Here is a 24,932-nt window from a genome sequence, read left to right on the forward strand (position 1 = left end):
AACTTTATGGGTTCACATCATATTATAAAAATGATTTAGGTTATTTATTTCAAAACTATGCATTACCTGATGAAGAGACGGTTGCTGAAAATTTAAAATTTGGATTTGCAGCGAAGAAAATGGAAAATCCTGCTCAACAAAAAGTAATGCTTAGTGCACTAGCAGCCGTAAAACTAGATAAGCCATACTTGAAAAGAAAAGTTTATGAATTATCTGGTGGTGAACAACAACGGGTGGCCATTGCTAGATTAACGATTAAAAAGCCTAAGGTGATTTTAGTTGATGAACCAATTGCTGCCTTAGATGAAACGACTGCTTTAGATATCTTGAAAAATGTCTTAAAAACCATGGTTGATCAAGATACAATTATGCTCGTTGCTAGTCATGACCCATTGGTTTTTGAATGGGGCGATGAAGTTATAAAAATTACTGATTTGTCAAAAAATAAATAAAAATAAAAGCACCCTTGATAATCACCAACTGGCTTACTGATTATCAAAGGTTCTTTTTCTTATGGTTTTAGGCAATTATAGGCCTAAAATATCCTTCTTCTTTTTATCAAACTCTTCTTGCGTAATAACGCCCTTATCCAGCAACTTTTTAAGGTTTATTAATTCAGTTGCTGAGTTCTTTTTATTATTACGGTGTTTGAGATACAAAAATACTAAAATTATAATTATTGAAATAGTAATCATTATTGGTCTCCTTTATTTATAATCGTCAATCAGCTTGTATGTTTAGCATAGCTGATATTATTTGGTTAATAAAGCTCTAAAAGCTAGACCTATTAAAAAATATCTAGCTTAGGGTTACTACTATTCAATAGTCTTAAGTTTTTTACTAATGAATCATTCATTTTTTATTTTTCATAAAAAAGTAATGGTTTTAACAAATTCTTGATGATATTATTCCTGATTTCAAACCAGATTTACTAGTTTGTGGGGCTGATAAAGATGGAGAACATCATTTCTACAGCATTAGTATTAAATTAGCTAAACGTGCTAAAATTTCAGTAATCGTAGTTCGTTAATAAGAGGTAATTATTGTGACAGAACAACTAAGAAAGTTTTTTAGTGATGGGACAACTGACGAAATTGCCAAAAAATTATTGGGAAAATTATTAGTTTATCATTCTGCTGCTGGTGTCATGAGTGGGTATATCACAGAAACTGAGGCTTACCTTGGTGTGAAAGATACAACTGCCCATGCTTTTGCTGGCAAAAGAACTCCATCTAATGAACCTTTATATGGTGTTCCTGGCACAGTTTATATTTACTCAATTCATAGTCGCTTATGTTTGGATATTGCTACTCAAGCAAAAGATATTCCAGAAGGAATTTTAATTCGTGGGATTCAACCAGTTCAAGGAATTGAATTGATGGAACAAAATCGAGCTAAGCACGGTTTCGATTTGACCAATGGTCCTGGAAAGTTAATGGAAGCGTTGGACATTACTGACAAGCAAATGAATCTTTTGGAGTTTGGCGACACGAAACTTGATATTGATCTCGCCCACAGTAAAACCCCTGAAAAAATCATATCAACCGGTCGAATTGGGGTCAGTACGCAAGGCTCATGGAGCGAAAAGCCATATCGATTCATTGTGGCAGGTAATCCTTATGTTTCAAAAGTTACTAAACGAGACATGAATTTAACAACATATGGTTGGAAATAAAAAATAGAAGTGAATTTTTAAAAATTCACTTCTATTTTTTATTTTTGTGTTAAATTAATTCCAACGGTTAGCGTATTCTTCTGGATTAGAGTAGACATCCAAGTTAGCACTAGAATTGTTATTAATATTGTTTGCCGTACCATTAGCAGCTGGTTGTGAAGCTTTATTACTTCCTGTTGTTTGGTTAGGGGTAGAAGCTTGGTTTCCAGTTGCAGGGTTAGCAGTTTGTGATGGTGTGTTACTTGAATTATTTCCATTATTTGATGATGCATTAGCATTAGAATTGTTACTATTTGTTGAATTGTTATTAGAGCTACTATTTGTTGAATTGTTATTAGAGCTACTATTTGAAGCGTTGTTGCTTGAATTAGCGTTTGTATCGCTCGTGTTTGCTTTACTTTCTTTAGCTTTTTTATCAACTTTTTCAGTATTAGTCTTTTTATCAGCTGGTTTCTTGGGTGTATTGGAACAAGCAGTTAATCCTAATAGTGAAATTGCAACTGTTGATAATAATAAAAATTTTTTCATAATTTTTTTTCCAATTAATCATTGTTTTTTGTCTTTATTCTCATTTTAAACTTAATCAGATAATTGTTAAGGCTTATAATAATATTTGAGTATAACAATGAGAAAATATAACTAAAACTTAAAAAACTGATGATATTCGTAATGAATATTATCAGTTTCTTTGTTTATTTGTTGTGAACTAAGAAATCTTTGATGTTCTTAACTTCTTCTTCAGTAGGTTTTTCCCACATACTTTTAATGGCATGGTAACGTTCTACAGTCATCATAAGATTTATTGCCATTTTGTTGTCGTCAATATTGTGCTTTTCTTGGTACTTAATTAAGTCAGTTGCAAGTTGACTGAAATTTTCGTCGATGTAAGCCATTTTGAATCCTCCAAAAGTTTATTTAATTTAATTATAAACTACTTTAAACATTTTTGAATTAATGATTTACAATTTGCTTGGCAATTTGGTTAGTAATCATAAAGTTTCGGTCATCTGATAGGGCATGGGGAAGGGCAGTCGTCATCCATTCAACCCCAGTAATTGGCAATCCCCACACAAATAAATGATGATGAAGCTCACCTTGAGAATCAAGGGGATTAAAATTAGGTTCTGCAACATTTACTGCTTGAGTGTTAAATTGTTGACCATCAGTTAAAGGAATTTTATAAGAACTAAAAATATTATCTTTTTGAAGGGAATTCAACAATTTATCATTTGTAAGACTTAAGTTTGTTTTTGGTAACCGAGCTTCAATCAAGGCATCACAGGTGAAAATTTCACCTGGATAGAAATGAGAACGAGCAATGAAGTGATGATTAGCCCCTATAACTTGAAGTTGAGGTGGAACGATGGTTAGAATTTTAGCTTCAAGTAGAGCTTGGAGTTGTTCGTATCGAATTACAGGAGGTCCCGAAGTTAAGAAGCCAGTAAATGAGGTGAATTCTTTGATAAATTTATTAACGTAGTCGTCATTTGTAAAATAATGTTCGGCCACTAATTTTTGAATAGTAGTCCGCATATCTACAAAGATTGTTAAGGCACCAGTAATCGGAGCATGTAATGATCCCAACTTAGCATCATCAGTAATTAATTTTACCCATTGTAATAAGATTTTTTGATAAGCTGCAATGTTTGTGATGCTTGTTCCAGCAACTGGATTGGCTAATAAATTCCAATCGAGGAGATCTTCTTCATTAAAATTACATTTAGCAATCGTTGCCTTTCGATCTTTACTAGTTTGAAATGCTTTGGTAAAACTTTCAGCATTTAAATTAGGATACTTAGCTTTAATTAATAATTGATAGTAGCGATTTTCGATTTCTGCTTGAAATAAATCCCAGAATTTAGCAAATGATAATTTTTGGTCGACTAAGTTGGTTTTAATGTTTTCCCAGTTTAAAAAATAAAGAGGCAAGTGTTGACCAAGTGGTAATTGATTCATTGTTTTAGGATAATAAGGTACCCCACGCCGTGAACCAGCTACTAATTTTGGTTCCTTACCACTAGGTTGGTAGGTTAAATGCTGATTTTTATCATAACTGTATTTCCCCCCACGACCAGTAGTAAAGGTGGCTAAATAATCAAAGAAATTTAAACCTAACCCGCGAAGTAAAACCGTTTGGTCGCTGGTAATGTTAGTTAAATCGGCCTCGTTGACGTAAGATGGGGTTATATAAGTTAAGTTATATTGATCAGCGTAGTTGGCTAACGATTTTTCATCATTAGTGAGCCGATTATTACTCGTTCCCGTGCTACAAATTACTTCGTCATAAGTGATGGTAGTAGTATCAGTCTGTATTTCATAACGATTTTTAGATAAAACTGCGGCTGAATTAACCGTTTGATTAATAAAGTTAATTGAAAGATTTCCAGAAAGATTTTCTCTGATTTCTTGGTAAAACCATTGAGCGTAGACACCAAATAAAGCACGGGGTCCAAAGTCATTAGGCTGAAGTGAATGACAAACTTTACTGAAATCTTGGTCATAGTGTTGTTCTTTAATAAAAGTTTGAGCAGCTTCACTCTGACTCCACTCGTAGAAAGTGGGACCAGTTGTACTTTTTTCTTGATAGTCATTAAATAAAGTCACTAATTGAGCAGTTGAGTTCATCAAATAATAAAGTGGTTGATCAGTTCTCCAAGCATGACCACCAATTTGAAATGAGTCATAGAGGTCAATTTTGGCCGGTTGCTTTAAAGTTTTTAGTAAACGATGGAGCATCATAAGTCCTCGAGGCCCCGCTCCAATAATTGCAATTTTCATGGGTTTCATTTCCTTTCACAGCATACATAGTCATGGTAGCACATTCATGACAAAATTAGTTATAATTTAAATATTAGGGGGAATTATAATGAATAATCAACCAATGATTCCAGAAACGATGGAACAGATTCGACAACGGATGGCTGAACTAGAACAAGCTGGTCAACCAATTGCTGAAGATGATTTAATTTACCAAACTATTCAAGACTTATTGCAGGCTTATTTGGATAATGCAGAAGAAGGGCATTATGATTCCGTTAAACCTGTTGATGCAAAAAACTTAGATTTTGTCAGCATTACCGGTCGTAAATTAGGAGAATATCAATCCCACAGTGATAGCTTAGTGAATGATTTTAAAACGAATGATTTTAAAATGTTACTGGATTTAGAAGCTGCTGCTAACCGAATTGCCGGAAATCGATAATCAATTAAAAAAACTGATAGTTGACATGACTTTTTGTGGTTTGGTATGATATCTTCAACTTGAAATTAGTAATTTTAAAATAATATTCAGCGAGTTTTCGATTTAGTGCAAAGGAAAACCATTATTTAAAATGAAGGCAGTCAGGTTTTAACTAATTTAATATAATTCTTAATGCGCATTAGGAGATAGAGGTATCAAGTGTGAGCTTGATACAAAAATAAGGTGGAACAGTGTTAAAGACGCCCTTGTACGAATAGTACAAGGGCGTCTTTTTTGATTGATTAGGGGGAAATTATGTACGACTTTTCTAAACAAGATCCAGAAATTTGGAACGCCATGCAACAAGAAACGAGCCGACAAGAAAATGTAATTGAATTGATTGCTTCTGAAAACATTGCCTCTCCCGCTGTTCGCGCAGTACAAAGTTCAGCTTTGACCAATAAGTATGCAGTCGTTTATCCTGGTAAACGTGTTTACACTGGAAACGAAGCGATTGATAAAATTGATAACATTACCCGAGATCGGGCCAAAAAATTATTTCATGCTGAATATGCTAATGTTTTTCCTCATTCTGGAACGCAGGCTAATCAAGCAGTTTACAATGCCTTTTTAAAACCTGGAGATACAATTTTAGCGATGAGTGAACACGCCGGAGGTCACTTTACGCACGGTCAACCGCATAATTTTTCCGGACAATTATATCAAGCTCACTTCTATGGTGTGGATCCTAAGACTGAATTACTAGATTATGAGGCAATTCGCAAACAAGCGTTAGCAGTTAAACCCAAATTAATTATTGCTGGAGCTTCAGCCTATAGTCATGTCATTGATTGGCATAAATTTAGAGAGATTGCGGATGAAGTGGGTGCCATTTTGATGGTTGATATAGCGCATATTGCTGGGTTAGTTGCAGGTGGTGCTCATCCGAATCCAGTTCCAGAAGCGGATGTTGTGACTTCAACGACGCACAAAACGTTGCGTGGCCCACGTGGTGGAATGATTCTAGCAAAATCTAAGTATGCTGACAAATTAGACGAAGCTGTTTTTCCAGCTTCCCAAAGTGGTTCCTTGGAACAAATTGTGACTGCCAAAGGAATCGCTTATGGTGAAGCCTTACGACCAGAATTTAAAGTTTACATTCAAAACGTGGTAAAAAATGCTAAGTCCATGGGTGATGTCTTTCTTGCCTCAGATAAAATTAGACTAGTTTCTGGTGGCGTAGAAAATCACGAAATGACCCTTGATTTAAATCAAACTGAATTAACTGATGAGCAAGCGGCTGAATTATTGTATACAGTGGGAATTGCTACCAACAAAGAGTTACTGCCGTTAGAAAACGGCAACACGATGGAAGGAATTCGAGTTGGAACACCAACTATTACAACCCGTGGCTTTGATGAAAATGAAGCACGTCAAGTTGCTGAACAAATTGTGGCTGTTTTAGAAGACCCAACTAACCCTGAAATTCAAGAACATGCACGCAAAGTAGTTAGACAATTAACCACTAAGCATCCTGCAGAAAAATAAAAAAGATTTCACCATTTGGTGAAATCTTTTTTGCTAATTCGTTAATTTTCAGTTGGCACATCTTGCACGATTTGAATTAATAATTCAACCGCTTTTTTCATTGTTTGAAGGGAAACATATTCAAAACGGCCGTGCATGTTTTCGGGACCAGCAAAAATGTTAGGAGTGGGCGTACCTAAGAAGGAAATCTTAGAACCGTCTGTTCCACCACGAACGGGGAAACTGTTGGGTGTAATTCCTACTTTTTGCATGGCAGTTTTGACTAATTCAACTGGCGTTAAATCGTCCTTTAAGACTTCTCCCATGTTGTAGTATTGATCAAAAATGTTAATTTCAACGAGTTCAGCTCCATATTTTTGGTTGAATTCATCCGCTAAGTTTTTGATAAAGGCTTTTCGACTTTCAAAATTAGCGTGATCAAAGTCTCTAATGATGTAACTTAAATCAGCAGAATCGGGGGTTCCTGCCATATCAGTTAGCATGTAGAAACCATCGCGACCATCTGTTTTTTCGGGACGTTCCGCAATGGGTAAAGCTTCATGGAAATCCATGGCCAGTTGGGCAGCATTGACCATCATATTTTTAGCTTCGGCGGGATGCACGTTGGTTCCATTAAAATGGACCGTAGCAGCAGCGGCGTTAAAGGTTTCGTATTGGAGTTCGCCCAATGATCCACCATCAACGGTATAAGCTAAATCAGCACCAAAGTCTTTGGTATTAAAATGATCAGCTCCAGTTCCAATTTCTTCATCAGGACCAAAAGCGACCACGATGTCACCATGCTTGATTTCAGGGTGAGCAATCAAATATTGGAGAGTCTCCATGATTTCAGAGACACCGGCTTTATCATCGGCACCCAATAAAGTTGATCCATCTGTGGTAATTAGAGTTTGCCCCGCATACTTTGTTAAACTAGGAAAAGTGTGGGGATCTAAATTGTATTTACCAGCTTGATCAAGTGCAATCACAGAATGACCATCGTAATTTTCAACTACTTGGGGTTGAATGTTTTCAGAATTGAATTCAGCGGTATCAACGTGGGCAATGAAACCAACTTTAGCACGTGTTTGGTCATCATTAGCTGGTAAATCAGCAAATACGTAACCATCTTTGCCAGTCCGAACATTATGCATACCCATCGATTTTAATTCTTGACTTAAATCTTTTAAAAAGGCGACTTCTTTTGGATTAGAAGGAACGGTCTTTGAAGCAGGATTGGAACGGGTGTTAACTTTGACATAGCGTAAAAAAACGCTCTAATAAATTTTCACTCATAATTCTTACTCCTTAAATGGTTTATTTTATATCATAATCTATTTTGACTAATTAGGCATTCTTTTAGTACGGAAAGTTAGTTTAGCTTATAATATAGATAAATGAATAAAGGAGAATGATCATGAAACTTAATATTGAAATTACTGACGGACAAATGGCCGTTACTGGACCATTTAATGTTGAAACGGATGACGGTCGGGAAGAATTTGTTAACTTTTGGAAACAATTTATCACTCAACAAGTAAAGAAGATTATGGATAACATTGGGGATAAAGAGTTTTCTGTGATTGTTGCTAAAGCTGATAACGTTCAACTTGGTGCCTTACCTGCCAAAGTTAATTTGGATATCGAATTAGATGCAAAAAAAGATGATAAAGACGAAACTAAGACCAAAATAACAATTGGGGCTGTAACTGTTTCACCTGATTTAGATGACGCTAAATTTCTCTTCTTATTAGGCTATGTTGACGCCGCCATTACTAAAAAATAAAGCGATAAAATTAAAAATCAGTCAGCCATTGTGGCCGACTGATTTTTTGGTTTTTATAAATGAAAAATAATTCCTAAAAGAAAACTGAAAATTAAAATTAAAAGGACAAACGTAGTGATATAAACGTAAGTAAAATCTTTTTCTTTATAAAAGGAATAAATTGAAACGACGACTCGTAATACGGGGGTTAAAATTAAAGCAAAAATTCCAAGCATCATGACTGAGTATGGTTTGAGTTGAATTAATCCTTCCCAAATTTGGCGAAATGATTTAGCATAATAACCCTTAGGATATCCGAGTCCACCTTTTAAAATAAAGAGTAACAATCCAGCAATCATAATAGCTGCAGAAATCAGTACACCCCATCGTAGAATATTTCCAATCGTGATTTCAACTCGTTTAATTTCGTTTTTATTGGCGTTTGGCATTAGATGGTCACCCCAAATCCTTTCAAAATCATTTGTAGTCCTAAATAAAGCAAGATGGGAATGAAAATCATCCGTAACATCCGAACGGGCATGATTTGCATAACCCGTGAACCGACGGCTGCTCCGACAATAATGCCTAAGGCCATCGGAACGGCAATTTGCGGTAGAATCGAACCGTTAAAGAAATAAATGGTGGCACTCGCCGCCGCGGTCACTCCCATCATTAAATTACTGGTAGAGCTAGAAGGTTTAAGCGGCATCTTCATGAAGGTATCCATCGCAATCACTTTAAAAGCTCCGGAACCAATCCCAAGTAACCCACTGGCAATTCCTGCTCCAAACATGATTGTAATTCCAGAGGGGACGTTAGTTACTTTGTAGTCGACTTGCTTATGTAAATTTTTATATAGTAAGAACCGTTTAATTTTAATTTTTTGGCAATTGAATCATCACTATCAGCGTTGGTTGGGACTTGTTTACCCCAAAGCTTTCGGACCATATTGGCACCAGAAAAGAAGAGTAGGAGACCAAACAACAAGTAGAGAAAAACGGGACGAATTACACCAGTTAATAATGCTCCCATGATGGCTCCAATTGACGTGGCAATTTCTAAAAACATGGCAACTCGTAGGTTTAAAACGTTATCTTTTAAATAGGCAATCGTGGCTCCCGAACTGGTAGCAATGACGGCAATGATACTGGCTCCAATGGCATATTTAATATCTAAGCCAAATCCAAGCGTTAACACAGGCGTGATTATCATTCCCCCTCCAATTCCAAGAATTGAACCCAATACCCCGACAGCAATTCCAACGATTAGCATAATCATAATACTATTAAGCATAGCAAGTCCTCGCTTTTTTGTAGTTTACTTTAATTTTACGCCAAAGCTTAAGTTTTTGCTTAGGGAAAAAGTTTTAAAAAACAATATGGTATACTAACAGTATAATATTGGAGGCATAAGTATGATTATTAAAAAGGACCCTAGTCGTCCCTATAAGTTAACCGTTTCATTGATTATTACGGTTTTGTTAGCCATTTCCGTTAAAATGAAATTTGGCTTTATCGACTTTTTAGATACAGTCATGATTGGTGGGGTTCAACACGGCCAATCAGGTTTTGAAGATAAATTATTTACGATAATTAGTTTTTTGGCTAGTCCCAAAATGGATATTGTGTGGATAATTCTGTTGGCATTCTTTTTATGGGGATGTCGATATAAAATTCCTGCATTCTGGGCTTTATGTTTACTGTTTGGTGGAGATGCTTTTGGAACCATTGTGAAACACATTGTTGCACGTCCTCGTCCAAGCTTACATTTAGCCGCAGATGATGGTTATAGTTTTCCAAGTGGCCACGTTTTAGGAACTTTCTTAGTAGTTAGTGTAATTTGGATTGTATTAGTTCCAGTACTTAAGAATAGTACGAATGCATGGATGATTAAAACCCTTCTTGGATTATGGCTTTTCTTAGTAATGGTTTCTCGTGTTTACTTAAATGCTCATTTTCCTACAGATGTAATTGGAGGAGCATTCTTTGCTTATACTTGGCTCCAAATTGCTGAATATCTTTATCTTTGGGTTGCCCCAAAACTTAAAGAGTTTAAATTATTCCATAATAGTTTGGATTAGAAAAAGGTTTGAAATCAATTGATTTCAAACCTTTTTGCTTACGATAAATCTGCTTTTTGCGACTCTACATATTCTAAAAAACGTTTGCTAGCAATTGATAAATTATCTGGATCTTGATAGGCAAGGCTAATTGAATGGTTTAAGGCTGGAGCTGGACATGATGTTTCAGCAATTACCGCAGCCGCAAAGACCGTCGGACTTACAGACAGTCAAGGAAACATTTATGAAGATCTAAGTGCTGGTTACTTAGGTATGGTTTCAAACCCAGGTACTTTAGCTGGATACAAAGAAGCAATTTACGATACTGTAGTTTCAATGTTATTTAAAGATGCATCAGCACATTATGGACATACCATTTCATTATTGGGAGTTAGTGATTGGAAATACGGTTTTACTAATGCAGCGATAAGTATTGATCATATGGGGGCAAATTCACTTACTTGGGGCTGATTTATCTAACATTGAGAGTGATTATAACCGGGATACTAAGACTGGATACATGGGTCACACCTCAAACGTAGTTGATCCAGCAAAGTGGTCAAGTGTCGGTTCACATACTCCTGTTTTCGGTAATAACCCTGAATTAGCTAAGCAACTCGCTGCTGATCAAGCTAAAGAAGCACAAAGCGCTCAATTAGTAAATACTATTCAATCAGCACTTAACTCAGCCAACCAGGATGTTGCAACTAAGCAAGCTAAACTTGATAGTTTAAACCCTGCTAATGTGCAACAACAAATCAATGATTTACAAAACGAAAACGATTCATTAGCAAACGATATTAACTTAAACAATAGCAAAGTTGCTTCATTAGAAACAGATATTCAAAACGCTCAAAATAAACTTGCTCAATTACAAGCTCAAGCACCAAAACTTGTATCTGACTTAAACGACGCAAAATCAGCTGTCAGTGCTGCTCAAACTGTTGCCGACCAAGCAAATGAAGCCTTAGCAACAGTCAAAGCGAATAACCAAAGCGCTCAAGCTGATGCTAAAGCTCAAGCCGATAAATTAGCCGCATATCAAGCTGTCTTATCACAATATCAAAATGCTGATAAGAACTTACAAGCTGCTAAAGACGCCCAAGTTAAAGCAGAACAAGCACTTAAAGACTTACAAGCTAGCCAAGCAACCGCTCACGAAACACTTGAAACTGCTCAAGCAAACCTTGACCAGGCTAACCAAGTTCTAAAAAACGCCTTATCTAAACAAGCTGTCGATGATGCCGAAAAAGCAGCTCAAGCTGAAAAAGACAAACAAGCAACTCAATTACCAAATTCTAATATGGGTCACAACGGTGAGGTTACTTCAGATCAAACAATTGGTCATAACGGAACTGTTACAACTGGTAGTCCTCTAACAAGCACTTCAACTGACAAAGCAAAAAGTGCATCTGTAGCAGAAACACTTCCACAAACTGGAACTTCTGCAAGTAACTCATTCATGGCTCTTATCGGAATGTTATTATTATCACTTGTTTCAATTTTGGGCTTAGGTAAATTAAACAAAAAACGCAACTAAATTGTAACAACAACAAAAATAAAAAAGTTCTCCTTTTGTGGAGAACTTTTTTACTTATTTAACAATTTCAGCACCAAGGGCTGTTTTCATATGATTTAAAGCGAAAGCTTGATTAGCATCTGTAAAACTAGCTACGGAATTTTCGTGGATAATCACATGATAGCCTAAGTTATAAGCACTAATGGTAGTATGCAAAACACAAATATCACTGGATACTCCCACTAAATGAAGTGTTTTAACATTTCGTTCACGGAGCCGTAAATCTAAATCAGTGCCGACAAACGAACTGTAACGCGTTTTGTCCATTAACCAGACGTTTTCGTTTTTCTGATGTTCTTGATACCAAGGTTTTAATTCACCAAACAATTCACGTCCCCAAGTGTTGCGTTGATTGTGTGGGGGAAACAATTTGGTTTCAGGATGATATTGGTCGCCCTTGCGATGGACATCTGTCGGTAAAATCACGAATTGATCTGCCGCATAAAACTGGTTGGCTAACTCCAAAATTTTAGGTTCACATGCTTGAGCTGGTTTACCAAGAGTTAGGGTCCCATCGTCTGCAACAAAATCATTAGTATAATCAATAATTAAAAGTGCTTCTTTATCAGACATCATAATCTCCCTTGACTAGTCATCTAGTTAGGTTGATCATACGCTCTTTTAAATAAGGTTGCATTTAGTTTAATAAAATCTTATACTGTGGATACACAAATAAAATATCTAAGAAGAGGAGCGACTATTATCAGTAGTTCTGTGAAGACTAACCAGGTCAGTGAAACAGAACGAAAGGAATCGTCGCCGAAATTAAATGAGTGGTAACCATTTGATTGGGGCTTGATTTAATAAATCAAGCACTGTCGCATTGAGAAATGCGGAGCGCTTTGCAGACTAATGAACGATTGTTTAATTAGGCTCTTCTGGATTAATTTTCAGAAGAGTCTTTTTTATTAGTTTGATGCACTTTCTTGTCTATAGGAGGAGTTTAGTAATGGCTGAAAAGCAAGCAAAAGTTAAGCGTGGCTTAAAGTCACGACATGTTTCAATGATTGCCTTGGGTGGTTGTATTGGAACTGGATTATTTGTTGCCAGTGGGGCAGCAATTCACAATGCAGGACCTGGTGGAGCATTAGTAGCTTACATTTTGATGGGAATCATGGTTTACTTCTTGATGACCAGTTTAGGAGAAATGGCTACTAACTTACCAATTTCTGGATCATTTTCTACATATTCTGCTAAGTACGTTGATCCTGCGTTAGGATTTGCGATGGGGTGGAATTACTGGTTTAACTGGGCAATCACTGTGGCGGTTGATATCTCAACTGCTTCATTAGTAATGGCTTTCTGGTTACCCCATGTTCATGCCTGGATTTGGAGTGCAATTGCTTTAGTAATCATTTTCTGTATTAATATTTTGGCTGTTTCAGCGTTTGGGGAAACTGAATTCTGGATGTCATTAATTAAAGTAGTTACGATCTTTGTTTTCCTAGCTGTTGGAGTTTTAACCATCTTTGGAATCATGGGTGGTCATGCTACTGGATTAAGTAACTTTACTTATAAAGCAGCTCCATTTGTGAACGGAATTCCTGGAATTCTAAGTGTCTTCGTGGTTGCTGGGTTCTCTTTCCAAGGGACTGAGTTGGTTGGGATTACAGCTGGTGAAGCTGATGACCCACATCATAGTGTACCTAAAGCTATTCATGAAGTTTTTTGGCGGATTATCTTGTTCTATGTCCTTGCTATTTTCGTAATTGCAGCCGTAATTCCTTATACCAGTCATGATTTGCTAGGTTCATCAGCAACTGATATCGCAATTAGTCCCTTTACCATTGTCTTCAAACGAGCTGGTTTAGCTGCTGCAGCTAGTGTGATGAATGCTGTTATTTTAACATCAGTTATTTCATCTGCTAACTCAGGAATGTACGCCTCAACTAGAATGCTTTATGCAATGGCTGACGAAGGATATGCACCAAAAGTTTTTGGTAAGCTAAGTAAAAGCGGGATTCCCGTTCTTTCTTTACTTGCAACTACTTTAATTGCCTTATTAACCTTCTTAACTAGTTTTGTTGGTCCGCAAATTTACCTTTGGTTAGTTGCTGCTTCAGGATTAACTGGATTTATTGCTTGGTTTGGGATTGCTTTATCTCATTATCGGTTTAGAAAAGCATTTGTTTTACAAGGACACAAGGTTAGCGAATTGAAATATCACGCAACTTGGTTCCCACTTGGACCAATTCTTTGTTTAATTCTTTGTATCATTGTAATTTGTGGCCAAGATGTAGGTGCTTTTGCGAACGGTGACTGGTTCCAAATTGCGGTTACTTATATCAGTGTGCCATTAGTAGTAATCCTTTACGTTGGGTGCAAAATTGTTAAGAAAACTCATATTATTCCGCTTGATAAAATCGATGTTAGCCCAGCTAAAATCGATGGCGAATCAGAAGAAAAATAAATTATTCAAATTAAAATGATCATAAAAATGGTACAATTAGTTTTGCTAGTTGGACCATTTTTTATTAGGGGAGATAATCAAATGATTGTTTTATCAGGAACTATTGGAGCAGGAAAAACATCTTTAACCACCTTATTAGCAGGACATCTAAATGCTCCTGCTTTTTATGAGTCAGTGGACGATAATGAAATTTTGCCATTGTTTTATAAGGATCCTAAAAAATATGCCTTTTTATTACAAATTTATTTTCTAAATAAACGTTTAGATAGCATTAAAGAAGCTAACATCAATAAATATAGTGTTATGGATCGTTCCATTTTTGAAGATTCATTACTTTTCCATTTAAATGCCGATTTAGGTCGTTCAACTGAAACAGAAGTTGATATTTATGATTCTTTGCTACAGAATATGATGGAACCAATTCCTGGAAGTGATTTTCAAAAGAATCCTGATTTATTAATTTACATCAAGGTGTCCTTTGAAACCATGTTGCAAAGAATTAAACGGCGGGGCCGTTCTTTTGAACAAATTGAAAATGATGATAGCCTTTACGATTATTATCGAGAATTAAATCAACGTTACACTAAGTGGTACGCAGATTATGATTTATCACCTAAGATGATGATTGATGGTGACCGCTATGATTTCATGAATGATGATACAGCTCGTGAACAGGTTTTGGCTGATGTTGACCAAAAATTAAAAAAAGTATTGGGATAATTTAGGTTTATATTGTATAATTGAGAAAAATAAAACGAATGCATACCTATAAGTAGATATACAGAGAGATAACGGGGCTGAGAGTTATCATCGAAATTTCCAGTATGCGAAGAGGGCAGTTAATCCTGCACGGCGATTCCGTTACTAATCAATAATTAAGGGCCTATCTCATGATAGGAACTTGGGTGGTACCGCGAAAAAGCAAAGACCTTCGTCCCAATTGACGAGGGTCTTTTTATATACAAGGAGGAAAAAGTTATGCTAGATATGAAAATGATTCGACAAAATGCTGAATGGTTCAAACAAAAAATGGCTGATCGTGGAGTTGATGGTGCAAGCGTTGATCATTTAATGGAATTAGACCAAAAACGGCGTGATTTAATTGTGAAGAGTGAAGCACTTAAAGCTGAAAGAAATGAAGTTTCAGAAGAAATTTCACAACTTAAACGCAATAAAGAGAATGCTGATGCACAAATTAAGCGGATGCGTGAAGTTGGAGCCGAAATCAAACAACTTGATGCTGATTTAGAAACTACTAAGGCTGAACAAGATAACTTGGAAGCCCATCTTCCTAATATCCCTAATGATAAAGTTCCTGTTAGTTTAACTGAAGAAGGTTCAGTTGAACTTCGCAAAGTCGGAACTCCACGTAAGTTTGATTTTGAACCAAAGCCTCATTGGAAAATTGGAGAAAAACTTGATATTTTAGATTTCAAACGCAGTGCAAAAGTTGCTGGAAGTCGTTTTGTCTACTATATTGGTGCTGGATCAATGCTTGAAAGAGCCGTTTATAACTTCTATTTAGATGAAAATGATAAGGCCGGTTATACTGAAATTTTGCCACCTTACATGGTTAACTCGGCTTCAATGTTTGGAACTGGTCAATTCCCTAAATTTAAAGAAAATAAAGCTGGTTTTGAAATTGCAGATAGTGATTTAACGATGATTCCAACTGCCGAAGTACCTTTGGTTAACTTTTATCGTGATGAAGTAATTCCTGCTGAAAAACTTCCCGTTAAGTTTACAGCTTTAACTCCAGCCTTTCGTTCTGAAGCTGGTAGTGCCGGACGTGATACCAAGGGATTAATTCGTCTTCACCAATTTAATAAGGTTGAAATGGTTCAATTTACGAAACCAGAACAATCATGGGATGCTCTAGAAAATATTACTGCTCAAGCTGAATCGTCATTAAAGAAGCTAGGAATTCCTTATCACGTAATTACTTTAACTAGTAGCGATATGAGTTTTACAGCTGCGATGACTCATGATATTGAAGTTTGGATGCCATCACAACACTGTTATCGTGAAATTTCAAGTTGTTCTAACACCACTGATTTTCAAGCTCGTCGTTCTCACATTCAATATCGTGACGAAAATGGTAAGTTGCAATATGTCCACACCTTAAATGGTTCTGGGCTTGCAGTTGGTAGAACTGTGGCTGCAATTTTGGAAAACTTCCAAAATGAAGATGGTACAGTTAATATTCCAGAAGTCCTACAACCATACATGCACGGTAAAACTAAGATTACTAAACAAGATTTATTTTAACTAAACGAAAGAGGTAGCTCATTGAGGTACCTCTTTTATTATGTGAATGTTTGCGCTTTAATGTTCGTGTTTTAGTGGCCTAACTATTTGTATGTACTTTTATTTTATAAAATCGATATTTTTTTTTGCAAATTACAAAATATTTGCATTTTTGACTTGATAATGTTCATTTTTAACGGTAAAATCTTAAATAATAACTAAAGTAAGTACCCAGAGGAGAATGGATATGAAGTAAAGATGATCCTAAGATTATGGAAAACACCAAAGTAATTTACAAGACTAAACAAATTCCAAATGATGCAATTGCTGTTAGAAGTGATATGTCAGCTAAATGGGATACTAAGATTACCAAAGCTTTCCAAAACATTGCTAAATCAAAGGAAGGTCATAACATTCTTAACTCATTATATGGTTACGAAGGTTTCTCTAAAATAAATGATAAGAGTTTCAATGGAGTTAGAGAGCATTTAAAAGAAGCAAAAAATATCGACAAATAGTTAGGGGATAAAATCGTTGGAAAACCAAATAGTTTTAGAGTTTAAACACGTTAATAAAACTTATCAAAGTGGAGTCAAAGGATTAGAAGATATTAATTTTAAAGTTAATCGTGGTGAATTTGTGGCTGTGGTTGGGTTATCAGGTGCTGGTAAAAGTACGATGCTTAACTCAATTAACAAAATGATTGATATTACAGACGGTGAAGTTTTGGTAGATGGCGTTGATATTAGTAAATTAAAGGGGAAAGCCCTTCGTCAAATGCGTCGTAAAATTGGAATGATTTTCCAAAACTTTAACCTAGTTGAAAGAACTACTGTTCAAAAAAATGTTTTAGCTGGTCGTTCAGGTTATTACCCAACCTGGAAAACGATGTTGGGTCTTTACAGCAAAGCAGATAAACAAAAAGCTGTGGAAGAACTTGATAAAGTTAACATGGTTAAAAAATTATATCGTCGTGCCGATGAATTATCTGGTGGACAAAAGCAACGAGTTGCAATTGCAAGAACTCTAATGCAAGATCCAACTTTGGTTCTTGCTGATGAACCGGTTGCTTCACTAGATCCTAAAACTAGTAAAGGGGTAATGGATGACCTTTACCATTTGAAAAAGTACGAAAACATTACCGTTTTGGTTAACATTCACTCTGTTGAATTAGCATTGCAGTATGCTGATCGAATTATCGGATTACGAGATGGTAAATTAGTTTATAACAAGCCAATTGCAGAGGCTAATGAAGCTGACTTGAAACAAATTTACGAAAATGGGGTGGAACAATAATGAACGTCCCTAAACAAGATTTCGTGCATCGATTCCATATCATTGGAATTTCGATTGCCGTAATTATGTTAGTTTTGATTTACTTCTCATCATTGGTTACTGGAGTTGACTTCGATACTTTCATGACTAACATCGATCAATTTGGTGTGATTTTGGGACAAATGAAAGATCCTGACTGGTCATATCTAGCAAAAATGAAAGACCCATTGTTACAAACGGTGCAGATGGCAATTTTGGGAACTACATTTGGGACTGCTTTGGCAATTCCATTCTCTATATTTGCTGCTCGTAATATTGTAAAGAATAGAATTGGTCGAGGAATTATTCGAATTATTCTTTCTTTAATTAGAACATTGCCAAATCTGTTGTTAGCCGCTTTATTCGTAGCTATCTTTGGGATTGGACCAATGACTGGTGTGATTACTTTAGCGCTCTTTTCATTCGGGATGGTTTCAAAATTATTCTACGAAGTAATTGAAACAATTGATATGGGACCGGTTCGTGCTATCCGTGCTACTGGTGCCTCAATGGCTCAAACAGTACGAATTGCTGTAATGCCTCAAGTTGCCGGTCAATTTATGAGTGATTTCTTATATACGCTTGAAATTAACGTGCGTTCATCAACCGTACTTGGTTATTTGGGAGCCGGAGGAATTGGACTTTACTTACAACAAACTTTGGATCAATATGACTATCCAAGAACGGCAGTCATTATTATTTCAATTTTCGTTGTAGTACTTGTAATTGACACTATCAGTAATTATCTAAGGAAGCGACTACAATAATGAATTTAAAAAAATCAAAATTTGAACGTGTAAAGTGGATTATTGCAGCAGTTGTGATTATTGCATTGTATGTGTGGTCATTTTCAGGAATACCCCTTACCAAAATTCAAGGTTCTGCCGGGCAAGTTAGTGTTTCGATTTTTAATGGAATAATTCATCCTGACTGGGCATATGTATATAACGGTAGCGGAGAAGATATGGTTTCTGAGTTAGTAATTACTTTAGCAATTGCTTTCTTAGGAACAATTATTTCAGCTGTTTTATCAGTTCCGTTTGCGTTTTTTGCTGCACAAACTAAGAATTCAATGTTTCATCCTCGATCAACCATTGGTAAATTCTTGTTAACTGCAATTCGGGCATTTCCTGAAGTTGTGTTGGCAATTATGTTCATCAAAGCAGTTGGCCCTGGTTCTTTTGCTGGAGTTTTAGCAATTGGTGTTCATTCTGTTGGAATGTTAGGTAAATTGTTTTCTGAAGCAATTGAAGAAATGGACCGGAGTGCGGAAGTCGCAATTGAAGCTGATGGTGGAACAAAGTGGCAAATTTTTAGAATTGCCACGATGCCTCAGATTTTACCTGAACTAGTTTCTTATACTTTATATCGTTTTGAAATTTCAGTTCGTTCTGCATCAATTCTTGGTTTAGTTGGTGCCGGAGGAATTGGTACACCAATGATGTTTGCTTTACAAACACGGGATTGGTCAAAAACGGGAATTATTTTATTAGGAATTGTAGCAATGGTATTAGCAATTGATTCACTTTCAACTTACTTACGTCGTAAATTAATCTAATTTAAATGCAAAATAAAAAGAATCCGCGATTGTGGATTCTTTTTTAGTTGAATGGAATTGCTAAAGTTGCTTCTGGGATGACTCCATAAGAGATTTGTTGATTATTCCGATTAGTCATTTCGTAATCAGTTGAGTAAAGCACCACAGCTAATTTTCGGTCTTTAGGAAGCCGATAAAAAGTAGGTTGGAACTTTAACTCGACGTTATAGAAATGATTTGGTTCAATTGGTTCGTTAATTGCAGGACTAGTTCGATTTTGAAGATTAAGATGAACCTCAGAAATTAGTTTAAATGGGGTTGCTTTCTTATTCAAAGTAAATTCACGTAAGTCATCGGAATACCAACGATAACCTAGAGGAACCCCATGACGAGCTAAAATGGTTGGGTTTTCATTGAGCCGTTTTGCATCACCATAATCTAAAAGAACTGCACTTAACATTCCTAGATTAGTGTCACTAGCAACTTGAATTTGTAATTTAACTTCACCATTGATGGTAATTTCTTTATCAAATTCGGTAGTAGCAACCACTCGATTATCTTGAAGCGTTTTATCTTTGATATTAAAGATTTGATGCCGCCATTCTTGAGGATTTTTACTATATTGTAAAAAGTTTGCTTGAGGAACATCATTTTTGAAGATTTCTCGATCAAATTGAACCTTTTTGTGCGTTGCTGAATTATTTGGCCAATTACTTTCCTTGTACCAAGTATCTGGCTGTACGTTATCTTGGACAATTAAGTTAGGTAGGATTGCTTCAGCGTGATTATCAATTTCGTATAATTCATGCGAGAGCCAAAGATTGATGATGTCGGAAAAATCAAAGGAAGGAAAGGCGTTGATGTAAACGTGTTGTCCTTGATGAAGAATTAGTTTTTTCTGGATTGGTAGATCTTGAATTCCCTGCCAAAGTTCATATGGGTTACGAAGCTTAACATTCCAATCATTAAGCCCGTGAACTAACATTACGTCAGCTTTAATGTTTTTCATTTGGTTTCGGTAATTACGATCATTCCAAAATTGATTATAGCTCCCAGTTACACGATCTTGATCAGCTTCCATTTGTTTTAGATATTTATCAAATGTTGGGCGAATTTTGAAATTATCACCAGCACGTAAGCTCCGCGAGAAAGTTTCTCCCGCTAAAACATCTGCATCTTCCCCTTGAAAACCACCAGGGGCAACAACGAGTCCGTTTTCCCTGTAATAATCATACCAAGATGAAATTGCAGCTTCAGCGATGATTGTTTTTAATCCGCTCACACTAGTTGTGGCTGCCGCAATTGCTAAAGTGCCAAGATATGAACGTCCTGTCATAGCGACATTCCCGTTGCACCAATCTGCTTTGATTTCAATCCCATCTGTCCGATTGGTAAAGGCAATTCGATCACCATGTAACCACTCAATCACAGCAATTGTACTGGCAGTTTGTTGCGGATCACCACAGGTTTGTAAACCATCAGAATCAATCGTTCCAATCCCTGCTACATAAACACTGGCAAATCCACGAACTAACAGATAGTCGTTTAGTGTATAACCTGGTTTTGGTTGATGAGTTTCAGTGGCTTGACCAGTTGAATCAGTAGTTTTTTGCTTAGTTCCGTGTTTTAAGGGTTGTGGTTCAGTGAGTTTTATTTCACCAGCTACTTTTTCGGTTAAGTCTTGGTTAACATTGTGCGTTAATTGTTCGCCTAAAGTATCATTAACCCCCTGGTCATAAGGAGAGGCTGTATATGCAACGGGAACTTTAACGTCAGTTTTGGGACGTGTAATTTCAACTTTTAGAAGATCATTTTTGCCATCAAAGTCAGAATCAAAATCAGTTTGTACATAAACAGTTTCATATTTAAAATCTTTAGCTAAAAAGGTAGCTTGAGCTTTACCATTAAAAAAGAGTGGTTGATTAGGCACAAACTCAGATTTTGTGAAATAACCCTTCGCAGCGATACTATCAAGTAAAGTTAGGTCATTTTTACCATGGGTGTTCAATAAGTCGTACCAGGCTTCAATTAATTGATTGGTTGTATCAATAGTTTCATGATGAAATAAATTTAATTTGATAACAGATTCAAGTGGTTGATCAATCTTGAAATCAACGGTTGGTTGAAAACCTAAAAGTTGTAAAGCAACTAAATAAAATACTTCAGCTGAAAGAGGTGTTTCAGTTGAAAAGAAGTCGCCTAATCTTTCCTGATTAGTTGCTAAAAGTTGGTTTAGTTTTTCCTGAAAATTGGATGAACTAGTGGGATTGATTTGGATTTGTTTGAGTAGTTCATAAAAGAGTTTTTTTGCATCAGTTTGTTCTGTTTTAAAACCAACCAATTGTAGCTCTTTCTTTATAGTAGATAAATCTGGATGTGATTGGGAAAATTGATTAATTTTCATAAAAAGCTCCTTTTATTTTTAAATTGTCTTTATTTTATATACATTTGTTCACAATCTGGTGTTGAGATAATATTATAATGCTATTTTAAATGGAGAAAAGATAAATAATGCATAAAAATTTAAAAGATAAAATTAAACCAGATGTTTTAAGAACCCAGCTTTCAAATATCTATGGATTTAGCGAAAAAATCAGTAAAATTCCTGATTTAGTTAAGTTTACACTAGGTGAACCTGATTTTGCTACTCCAAAGCACGTTAAACAAGCTGCAATTGCTGCAATCGATGATGATGAAAGTCATTATACTGCTACTTGGGGAAGAATTGAAAACCGAAAAGCTGCAGCCGATTTCTTAAAAAACAAATATGATGTCGATTATGGTCCAGAAACCCAATTGGTAATTACTAATGGGGTTACGGAAGCGATGCATGATACTTTGGCAACTTTCATTGAAGAAGGCGACGAAGTGTTGGTACCGACACCGGCTTTTCCTGTTTACTATTCGTTAATTGATTTAAATGGCGGGAAGCTAATTCAAATTAATACCCAACCGGATGATTTTTTATTAACACCAGAGCGTTTGCAAAAGGCAATTGCTGAACATCTGAATGCTAAAATGATTATTTTGAATTTTCCTTCTAATCCCACGGGTCGCACATATTCAGCAAGTGAAATTCAAATGATTGCAGAAATTTTAGCAAAAACTGATTTAATCGTAGTTAGTGACGAAATTTATTCAGAATTAACTTATGGACAAAAACATACCTCAATTGCTAGATTTATTCCTGATCAAACGATCTTATTTAATGGATTATCAAAATCCCATGCGATGACTGGTTGGCGAATTGGAATTTTTGCAGGGCCAGCTAATCTAGTTGAACAAATTGCTAAAGTGCACGAATTAGTCACAACTTCAGTGATGACAGCGGCTCAGGTTGCTGCTGAAGAAGCGTTTGCTAATGGACAAGATGATGCTTTGCCAATGGTAAAGCAATACATCAAACGACGTGATTATTTACATGAAGGTTTAGAAAAATTAGGATTTAAAAATGAACTCCCAGAATGAGCATTTTATATTTTTGCCAAAATACCTGCTGATTTAAACCAGAACAGTTATGACTTTTGTATTGAAGTAGCTGAAAAGGCAAAAGTAGGAATGATTCCAGGATCAAGTTTTGGTGCTGGAGGAGAAGGATATGTCCGTTTAAGCTATGCAACTAGTTTAGACAACATAAAAGAAGCCTTAAATCGATTACAAAAATATTTAGACTAAACAAAAAGAACGAATCGAAAGATTCGTTCTTTTTATTATTTAGTTTAGAAGTAATTTTTATTCTAAACCAGTAGCTTTCATACCATTGTGTGCAGTTTCTTGTAATGTCTTAGCTGAAGCAGCCATTTTAGCTTTTTCTTCATCACTAAGTGGGATTTCAATAACATTTGCAATTCCACTGGCATTAACAACAGCAGGGGTACCAATGTAAATATCGTTTAAACCATATTCACCGTTCATTGGGGCACCAACTGGGAGTACTGCGTTTTCGTTACGTAAGATGGCACGAGAGATTCTCATTAAAGCAGTACCAACACCGTAGAAAGTAGCACCTTTCTTGTTGATGATTGTGTATGCTTTGTTACGAGTTTCGTCTTCAAGTTTAAGTAAATCATCTTTAGTAACGTTACGATCTGCAGCGTACTTAAGTAATGGAACATTACCAATTGTAGCTTCATCAAGGTCGGCAAATTCTGAATCACCGTGTTCACCTAAAATGTAAGCATCTACACTAGCTGGGTCAAGGTTGAATTGTTTTGCAATTGCAACACGGAAACGACCAGTATCAAGTGAAGTACCTGAACCAATAACTTTTTCTTTAGGAAAACCAGATAATTTTTGAGTTGCATAAGTTAAAATATCAACTGGGTTAGCAGCAACTAAGAAAATTCCGTTGAATCCTGAGTCAACAACTGGCTTAACAATTGTTGATAAGATTTTAAGGTTTTTGTTAACTAAGTCTAAACGAGTTTCACCTGGTTTTTGAGGTGCACCAGCAGTGATAACGACTAGGTCAGCATCTTTACAATCTGAGTATTCACCAGAGTAAATGTTCTTTGGTGAAGTAAATGGAGTAGCATCTTCAAGATCAAGAGCATCTCCAGTAGTTCTGTTTTTATCAATATCGATGATTACGAATTCTTCGGCAATACCTTGTTGAACCATGGCGAATGCATATGAAGAACCAACGGCACCGTCACCAACTAAAACAACTTTTTGATGTTTTTCAGCCATAATAATCTTCCTTTCAAAATCCTATAGTTAATTATGTTTCAATATTATTGTACCATTTTTTAGAAGCGACTTCCTAATAATAGGAAGCACAAGCAATGGTAAATAAAAAATGAAAAAAGATAATAAAAAGGGTTGACGACCTCCGATTTCGATGATATTATTTAATAGTTGTCAAAACGAGTTTTGACTTATCCAGTAGACAACATTTATTCTTAATGGAAGATTAGCTCAGCTGGNCCCTAGTACGAGAGGACCGGGATGGACATACCGCTGGTGTATCAGTTGCGCCGCCAGGCGCATTGCTGAGTAGCTATGTATGGATGAGATAAACGCTGAAAGCATCTAAGTGTGAAACTCGCCTCAAGATGAGATTTCCCATTCCTATATGGAAGTAAGACTCCTGAAAGATGATCAGGTAGATAGGTTAGAAGTGGAAGCGTAGTGATACGTGAAGCGGACTAATACTAATCAGTCGAGGACTTAACCAAGTAGAATGAAAATACAATGGACATAATTGGAAAGATATGATATTATCTAGTTTTGAGAGAATAATTTTTTCTCAGAAATTAGTGTAGTGACGATAGCCTGAAGGATACACCTGTTCCCATGCCGAACACAGAAGTTAAGCTTCAGCACGCCAAAAGTAGTTGGGGGATCGCCCCCTGCGAGGATAGGACGTTGCCACGCAATNTTACAAGCAGGAGGTCACAGGTTCGATCCCTGTATCTTCCATTGAGCCGTTAGCTCAGCCGGTAGAGCATCTGACTTTTAATCAGAGGGTCGGCAGTTCGAACCTGCCACGGCTCATTTGTTTCATATAGTAAAAATAATATCATGCGGGCATGGCGGAATTGGCAGACGCGCTAGATTTAGGTTCTAGTATCTTCGTGATGTGGGGGTTCGAATCCCTTTGCCCGCATATTATTTTTGCCGACTTAGCTCAGTTGGC

23 protein-coding genes, 2 tRNA genes, 1 rRNA gene, 3 pseudogenes, 1 riboswitch and 1 other annotated feature are annotated in these 24,932 nt (G+C 36.2%); of the genes and pseudogenes, 19 read left to right on the plus strand and 10 right to left on the minus strand.

Annotated elements, in window-relative coordinates; translation table 11 throughout:
* Window positions 1–452: ATP-binding cassette domain-containing protein (locus FD36_RS04350; RefSeq protein WP_156402035.1), on the plus strand; the 452-nt coding region annotated here is incomplete at its 5' end.
* 75 nt (window positions 453–527) lie between these two features.
* Here FD36_RS04350 and FD36_RS06505 read toward each other — a convergent pair.
* Entirely contained in the window at window positions 528–695 is a 168-nt protein-coding gene (locus tag FD36_RS06505; protein WP_081462423.1) for an SHOCT domain-containing protein, read from the minus strand.
* A 350-nt stretch (window positions 696–1,045) separates the two neighbouring features.
* Here FD36_RS06505 and FD36_RS04355 point away from each other — a divergent pair, with 350 nt between their 5' ends.
* Window positions 1,046–1,675: a DNA-3-methyladenine glycosylase gene (locus FD36_RS04355; RefSeq protein ID WP_056958287.1), complete on the plus strand. Its 630-nt coding sequence runs from the start codon at window positions 1,046–1,048 to the stop codon at window positions 1,673–1,675.
* A 54-nt stretch (window positions 1,676–1,729) separates the two neighbouring features.
* Here the strand turns inward: FD36_RS04355 and FD36_RS04360 are convergent, their stop codons facing one another.
* The 3 genes from FD36_RS04360 to FD36_RS04370 form a co-directional block, all read right to left on the minus strand.
* Window positions 1,730–2,203: a hypothetical protein gene (locus FD36_RS04360; RefSeq protein WP_056958289.1), complete on the minus strand. Its 474-nt coding sequence runs from the start codon at window positions 2,201–2,203 to the stop codon at window positions 1,730–1,732.
* 164 nt (window positions 2,204–2,367) lie between these two features.
* A complete protein-coding gene (locus FD36_RS04365) occupies window positions 2,368–2,568 on the minus strand; it encodes an LBP_cg2779 family protein (RefSeq protein ID WP_056958291.1) in 201 nt (66 codons plus the stop codon).
* A gap of 58 nt (window positions 2,569–2,626) precedes the next feature.
* The gene (locus tag FD36_RS04370) at window positions 2,627–4,453 is read right to left on the minus strand and encodes an FAD/NAD(P)-binding protein (protein ID WP_056958294.1); all 1,827 of its coding nucleotides are present in this window, start codon (window positions 4,451–4,453) and stop codon (window positions 2,627–2,629) included.
* An 88-nt stretch (window positions 4,454–4,541) separates the two neighbouring features.
* Here FD36_RS04370 and FD36_RS04375 point away from each other — a divergent pair, with 88 nt between their 5' ends.
* A complete protein-coding gene (locus FD36_RS04375; RefSeq protein ID WP_014082406.1) occupies window positions 4,542–4,877 on the plus strand; it encodes a hypothetical protein in 336 nt (111 codons plus the stop codon).
* A gap of 294 nt (window positions 4,878–5,171) precedes the next feature.
* Window positions 5,172–6,404, plus strand: coding sequence for a serine hydroxymethyltransferase (locus FD36_RS04380; protein WP_056958295.1), 1,233 nt, complete (start codon window positions 5,172–5,174; stop codon window positions 6,402–6,404).
* A 41-nt stretch (window positions 6,405–6,445) separates the two neighbouring features.
* Here FD36_RS04380 and pepT read toward each other — a convergent pair.
* Window positions 6,446–7,654: pseudogene (gene pepT / locus FD36_RS04385) on the minus strand (peptidase T); the annotation flags it as partial.
* A 146-nt stretch (window positions 7,655–7,800) separates the two neighbouring features.
* Here pepT and FD36_RS04390 point away from each other — a divergent pair.
* A complete protein-coding gene (locus FD36_RS04390) occupies window positions 7,801–8,169 on the plus strand; it encodes a hypothetical protein (RefSeq protein ID WP_014082404.1) in 369 nt (122 codons plus the stop codon).
* Between the two features lie 53 nt (window positions 8,170–8,222).
* Here FD36_RS04390 and FD36_RS04395 read toward each other — a convergent pair whose 3' ends face one another.
* Window positions 8,223–8,597 (minus strand): DUF1634 domain-containing protein, encoded by a 375-nt coding sequence (locus tag FD36_RS04395; protein ID WP_056958298.1) that lies wholly within the window; start codon window positions 8,595–8,597, stop codon window positions 8,223–8,225.
* Window positions 8,597–9,441: pseudogene (locus FD36_RS04400) on the minus strand (sulfite exporter TauE/SafE family protein). The gene FD36_RS04395 and the pseudogene FD36_RS04400 overlap by 1 nt, the downstream one beginning before the upstream one ends.
* Before the next feature lie 121 nt (window positions 9,442–9,562).
* Between FD36_RS04400 and FD36_RS04405 the strand changes: the two are divergent.
* The 3 genes from FD36_RS04405 to FD36_RS04415 all read left to right on the plus strand — a co-directional run bounded on the left by FD36_RS04405 (window position 9,563) and on the right by FD36_RS04415 (window position 11,747).
* Complete coding sequence (locus FD36_RS04405) at window positions 9,563–10,228, plus strand: phosphatase PAP2 family protein (RefSeq protein ID WP_014082401.1); 666 nt, start codon at window positions 9,563–9,565, stop codon at window positions 10,226–10,228.
* A 252-nt stretch (window positions 10,229–10,480) separates the two neighbouring features.
* On the plus strand, window positions 10,481–10,678 hold the full coding sequence (locus tag FD36_RS04410) for a hypothetical protein (protein ID WP_056958300.1): 198 nt from the start codon (window positions 10,481–10,483) through the stop codon (window positions 10,676–10,678).
* Window positions 10,641–11,747 carry an LPXTG cell wall anchor domain-containing protein gene (locus FD36_RS04415; RefSeq protein WP_146038921.1) on the plus strand — a complete coding sequence of 369 codons (1,107 nt, stop codon included), beginning with the start codon at window positions 10,641–10,643 and terminating at the stop codon, window positions 11,745–11,747. Before FD36_RS04410 ends, FD36_RS04415 begins: the two co-directional genes overlap by 38 nt.
* 54 nt (window positions 11,748–11,801) lie before the next feature.
* Here FD36_RS04415 and FD36_RS04420 read toward each other — a convergent pair whose 3' ends face one another.
* Window positions 11,802–12,359, minus strand: a complete 558-nt coding sequence (locus tag FD36_RS04420) for a cysteine hydrolase family protein (RefSeq protein WP_056958304.1) — start codon at window positions 12,357–12,359, stop codon at window positions 11,802–11,804.
* A 105-nt stretch (window positions 12,360–12,464) separates the two neighbouring features.
* Window positions 12,465–12,637, plus strand: a riboswitch (Lysine riboswitch).
* Window positions 12,638–12,735: 98 nt separating this feature from the next.
* Here FD36_RS04420 and FD36_RS04425 point away from each other — a divergent pair.
* The 7 genes from FD36_RS04425 (at window position 12,736) to phnE (FD36_RS04455) (ending at window position 19,315) form a co-directional block, all read left to right on the plus strand.
* The gene (locus FD36_RS04425) at window positions 12,736–14,196 is read left to right on the plus strand and encodes an amino acid permease (protein WP_056958306.1); all 1,461 of its coding nucleotides are present in this window, start codon (window positions 12,736–12,738) and stop codon (window positions 14,194–14,196) included.
* An 81-nt stretch (window positions 14,197–14,277) separates the two neighbouring features.
* A complete protein-coding gene (locus tag FD36_RS04430; protein ID WP_056958309.1) occupies window positions 14,278–14,916 on the plus strand; it encodes a deoxynucleoside kinase in 639 nt (212 codons plus the stop codon).
* Between the two features lie 258 nt (window positions 14,917–15,174).
* Window positions 15,175–16,464 carry a serine--tRNA ligase gene (gene serS / locus FD36_RS04435; protein WP_014082395.1) on the plus strand — a complete coding sequence of 430 codons (1,290 nt, stop codon included), beginning with the start codon at window positions 15,175–15,177 and terminating at the stop codon, window positions 16,462–16,464.
* A gap of 251 nt (window positions 16,465–16,715) precedes the next feature.
* Window positions 16,716–16,961 carry a PhnD/SsuA/transferrin family substrate-binding protein gene (locus tag FD36_RS04440; protein WP_056958311.1) on the plus strand — a complete coding sequence of 82 codons (246 nt, stop codon included), beginning with the start codon at window positions 16,716–16,718 and terminating at the stop codon, window positions 16,959–16,961.
* 16 nt (window positions 16,962–16,977) lie between these two features.
* Window positions 16,978–17,739 (plus strand): phosphonate ABC transporter ATP-binding protein, encoded by a 762-nt coding sequence (phnC, locus tag FD36_RS04445; RefSeq protein WP_056958313.1) that lies wholly within the window; start codon window positions 16,978–16,980, stop codon window positions 17,737–17,739.
* Entirely contained in the window at window positions 17,739–18,524 is a 786-nt protein-coding gene (phnE, locus tag FD36_RS04450; protein WP_056958315.1) for a phosphonate ABC transporter, permease protein PhnE, read from the plus strand. Before phnC ends, phnE (FD36_RS04450) begins: the two co-directional genes overlap by 1 nt.
* Entirely contained in the window at window positions 18,524–19,315 is a 792-nt protein-coding gene (gene phnE / locus FD36_RS04455; protein WP_041817929.1) for a phosphonate ABC transporter, permease protein PhnE, read from the plus strand. Before phnE (FD36_RS04450) ends, phnE (FD36_RS04455) begins: the two co-directional genes overlap by 1 nt.
* Window positions 19,316–19,358: 43 nt before the next feature.
* Here the strand turns inward: phnE (FD36_RS04455) and FD36_RS04460 are convergent, their stop codons facing one another.
* Window positions 19,359–21,698, minus strand: coding sequence for a Xaa-Pro dipeptidyl-peptidase (locus FD36_RS04460; protein WP_056958318.1), 2,340 nt, complete (start codon window positions 21,696–21,698; stop codon window positions 19,359–19,361).
* A 107-nt stretch (window positions 21,699–21,805) separates the two neighbouring features.
* On the opposite strand from FD36_RS04460, the pseudogene FD36_RS04465 reads away from it, so the two are divergent.
* Window positions 21,806–22,969: pseudogene (locus tag FD36_RS04465) on the plus strand (aminotransferase class I/II-fold pyridoxal phosphate-dependent enzyme).
* Window positions 22,970–23,026: 57 nt separating this feature from the next.
* Here the strand turns inward: FD36_RS04465 and FD36_RS04470 are convergent.
* Window positions 23,027–23,989 (minus strand): L-lactate dehydrogenase, encoded by a 963-nt coding sequence (locus tag FD36_RS04470; protein ID WP_395350418.1) that lies wholly within the window; start codon window positions 23,987–23,989, stop codon window positions 23,027–23,029.
* A gap of 210 nt (window positions 23,990–24,199) precedes the next feature.
* Window positions 24,200–24,459, plus strand: a sequence feature (23S ribosomal RNA rRNA prediction is too short).
* Window positions 24,460–24,553: 94 nt separating this feature from the next.
* Here FD36_RS04470 and rrf point away from each other — a divergent pair.
* The 3 genes from rrf (at window position 24,554) to FD36_RS04485 (ending at window position 24,902) form a co-directional block, all read left to right on the plus strand.
* Window positions 24,554–24,670, plus strand: a 5S ribosomal RNA gene (gene rrf / locus FD36_RS04475).
* Window positions 24,671–24,717: 47 nt separating this feature from the next.
* A tRNA-Lys gene (locus tag FD36_RS04480) sits at window positions 24,718–24,790 on the plus strand.
* Between the two features lie 29 nt (window positions 24,791–24,819).
* Window positions 24,820–24,902, plus strand: a tRNA-Leu gene (locus FD36_RS04485).
* The last annotated feature ends 30 nt before the right edge of the window (window positions 24,903–24,932 follow it).

The sequence above is a fragment of the Fructilactobacillus sanfranciscensis DSM 20451 genome (assembly GCF_001436035.1).
Lineage (GTDB): Bacteria > Bacillota > Bacilli > Lactobacillales > Lactobacillaceae > Fructilactobacillus > Fructilactobacillus sanfranciscensis.

What these genes read in the sequence shown, in the direction of transcription:
- FD36_RS04440 (WP_056958311.1), top strand. Translation starts at nt 16,716, where the DNA reads ATGGAAAACACCAAAGTAATTTACAAGACTAAACAAATTCCAAATGAT.
- FD36_RS04420 (WP_056958304.1), bottom strand. Translation starts at nt 12,359, where the DNA reads ATGTCTGATAAAGAAGCACTTTTAATTATTGATTATACTAATGATTTT.
- FD36_RS04410 (WP_056958300.1), top strand. Translation starts at nt 10,481, where the DNA reads ATGGTTTCAAACCCAGGTACTTTAGCTGGATACAAAGAAGCAATTTAC.
- FD36_RS04365 (WP_056958291.1), bottom strand. Translation starts at nt 2,568, where the DNA reads ATGGCTTACATCGACGAAAATTTCAGTCAACTTGCAACTGACTTAATT.
- FD36_RS04395 (WP_056958298.1), bottom strand. Translation starts at nt 8,597, where the DNA reads ATGCCAAACGCCAATAAAAACGAAATTAAACGAGTTGAAATCACGATT.
- FD36_RS04425 (WP_056958306.1), top strand. Translation starts at nt 12,736, where the DNA reads ATGGCTGAAAAGCAAGCAAAAGTTAAGCGTGGCTTAAAGTCACGACAT.
- FD36_RS04370 (WP_056958294.1), bottom strand. Translation starts at nt 4,453, where the DNA reads ATGAAAATTGCAATTATTGGAGCGGGGCCTCGAGGACTTATGATGCTC.
- FD36_RS04360 (WP_056958289.1), bottom strand. Translation starts at nt 2,203, where the DNA reads ATGAAAAAATTTTTATTATTATCAACAGTTGCAATTTCACTATTAGGA.
- phnE (WP_041817929.1), top strand. Translation starts at nt 18,524, where the DNA reads ATGAATTTAAAAAAATCAAAATTTGAACGTGTAAAGTGGATTATTGCA.
- FD36_RS06505 (WP_081462423.1), bottom strand. Translation starts at nt 695, where the DNA reads ATGATTACTATTTCAATAATTATAATTTTAGTATTTTTGTATCTCAAA.
- FD36_RS04405 (WP_014082401.1), top strand. Translation starts at nt 9,563, where the DNA reads ATGATTATTAAAAAGGACCCTAGTCGTCCCTATAAGTTAACCGTTTCA.
- serS (WP_014082395.1), top strand. Translation starts at nt 15,175, where the DNA reads ATGCTAGATATGAAAATGATTCGACAAAATGCTGAATGGTTCAAACAA.
- FD36_RS04390 (WP_014082404.1), top strand. Translation starts at nt 7,801, where the DNA reads ATGAAACTTAATATTGAAATTACTGACGGACAAATGGCCGTTACTGGA.
- FD36_RS04430 (WP_056958309.1), top strand. Translation starts at nt 14,278, where the DNA reads ATGATTGTTTTATCAGGAACTATTGGAGCAGGAAAAACATCTTTAACC.
- phnE (WP_056958315.1), top strand. Translation starts at nt 17,739, where the DNA reads ATGAACGTCCCTAAACAAGATTTCGTGCATCGATTCCATATCATTGGA.
- FD36_RS04380 (WP_056958295.1), top strand. Translation starts at nt 5,172, where the DNA reads ATGTACGACTTTTCTAAACAAGATCCAGAAATTTGGAACGCCATGCAA.
- FD36_RS04375 (WP_014082406.1), top strand. Translation starts at nt 4,542, where the DNA reads ATGAATAATCAACCAATGATTCCAGAAACGATGGAACAGATTCGACAA.
- FD36_RS04460 (WP_056958318.1), bottom strand. Translation starts at nt 21,698, where the DNA reads ATGAAAATTAATCAATTTTCCCAATCACATCCAGATTTATCTACTATA.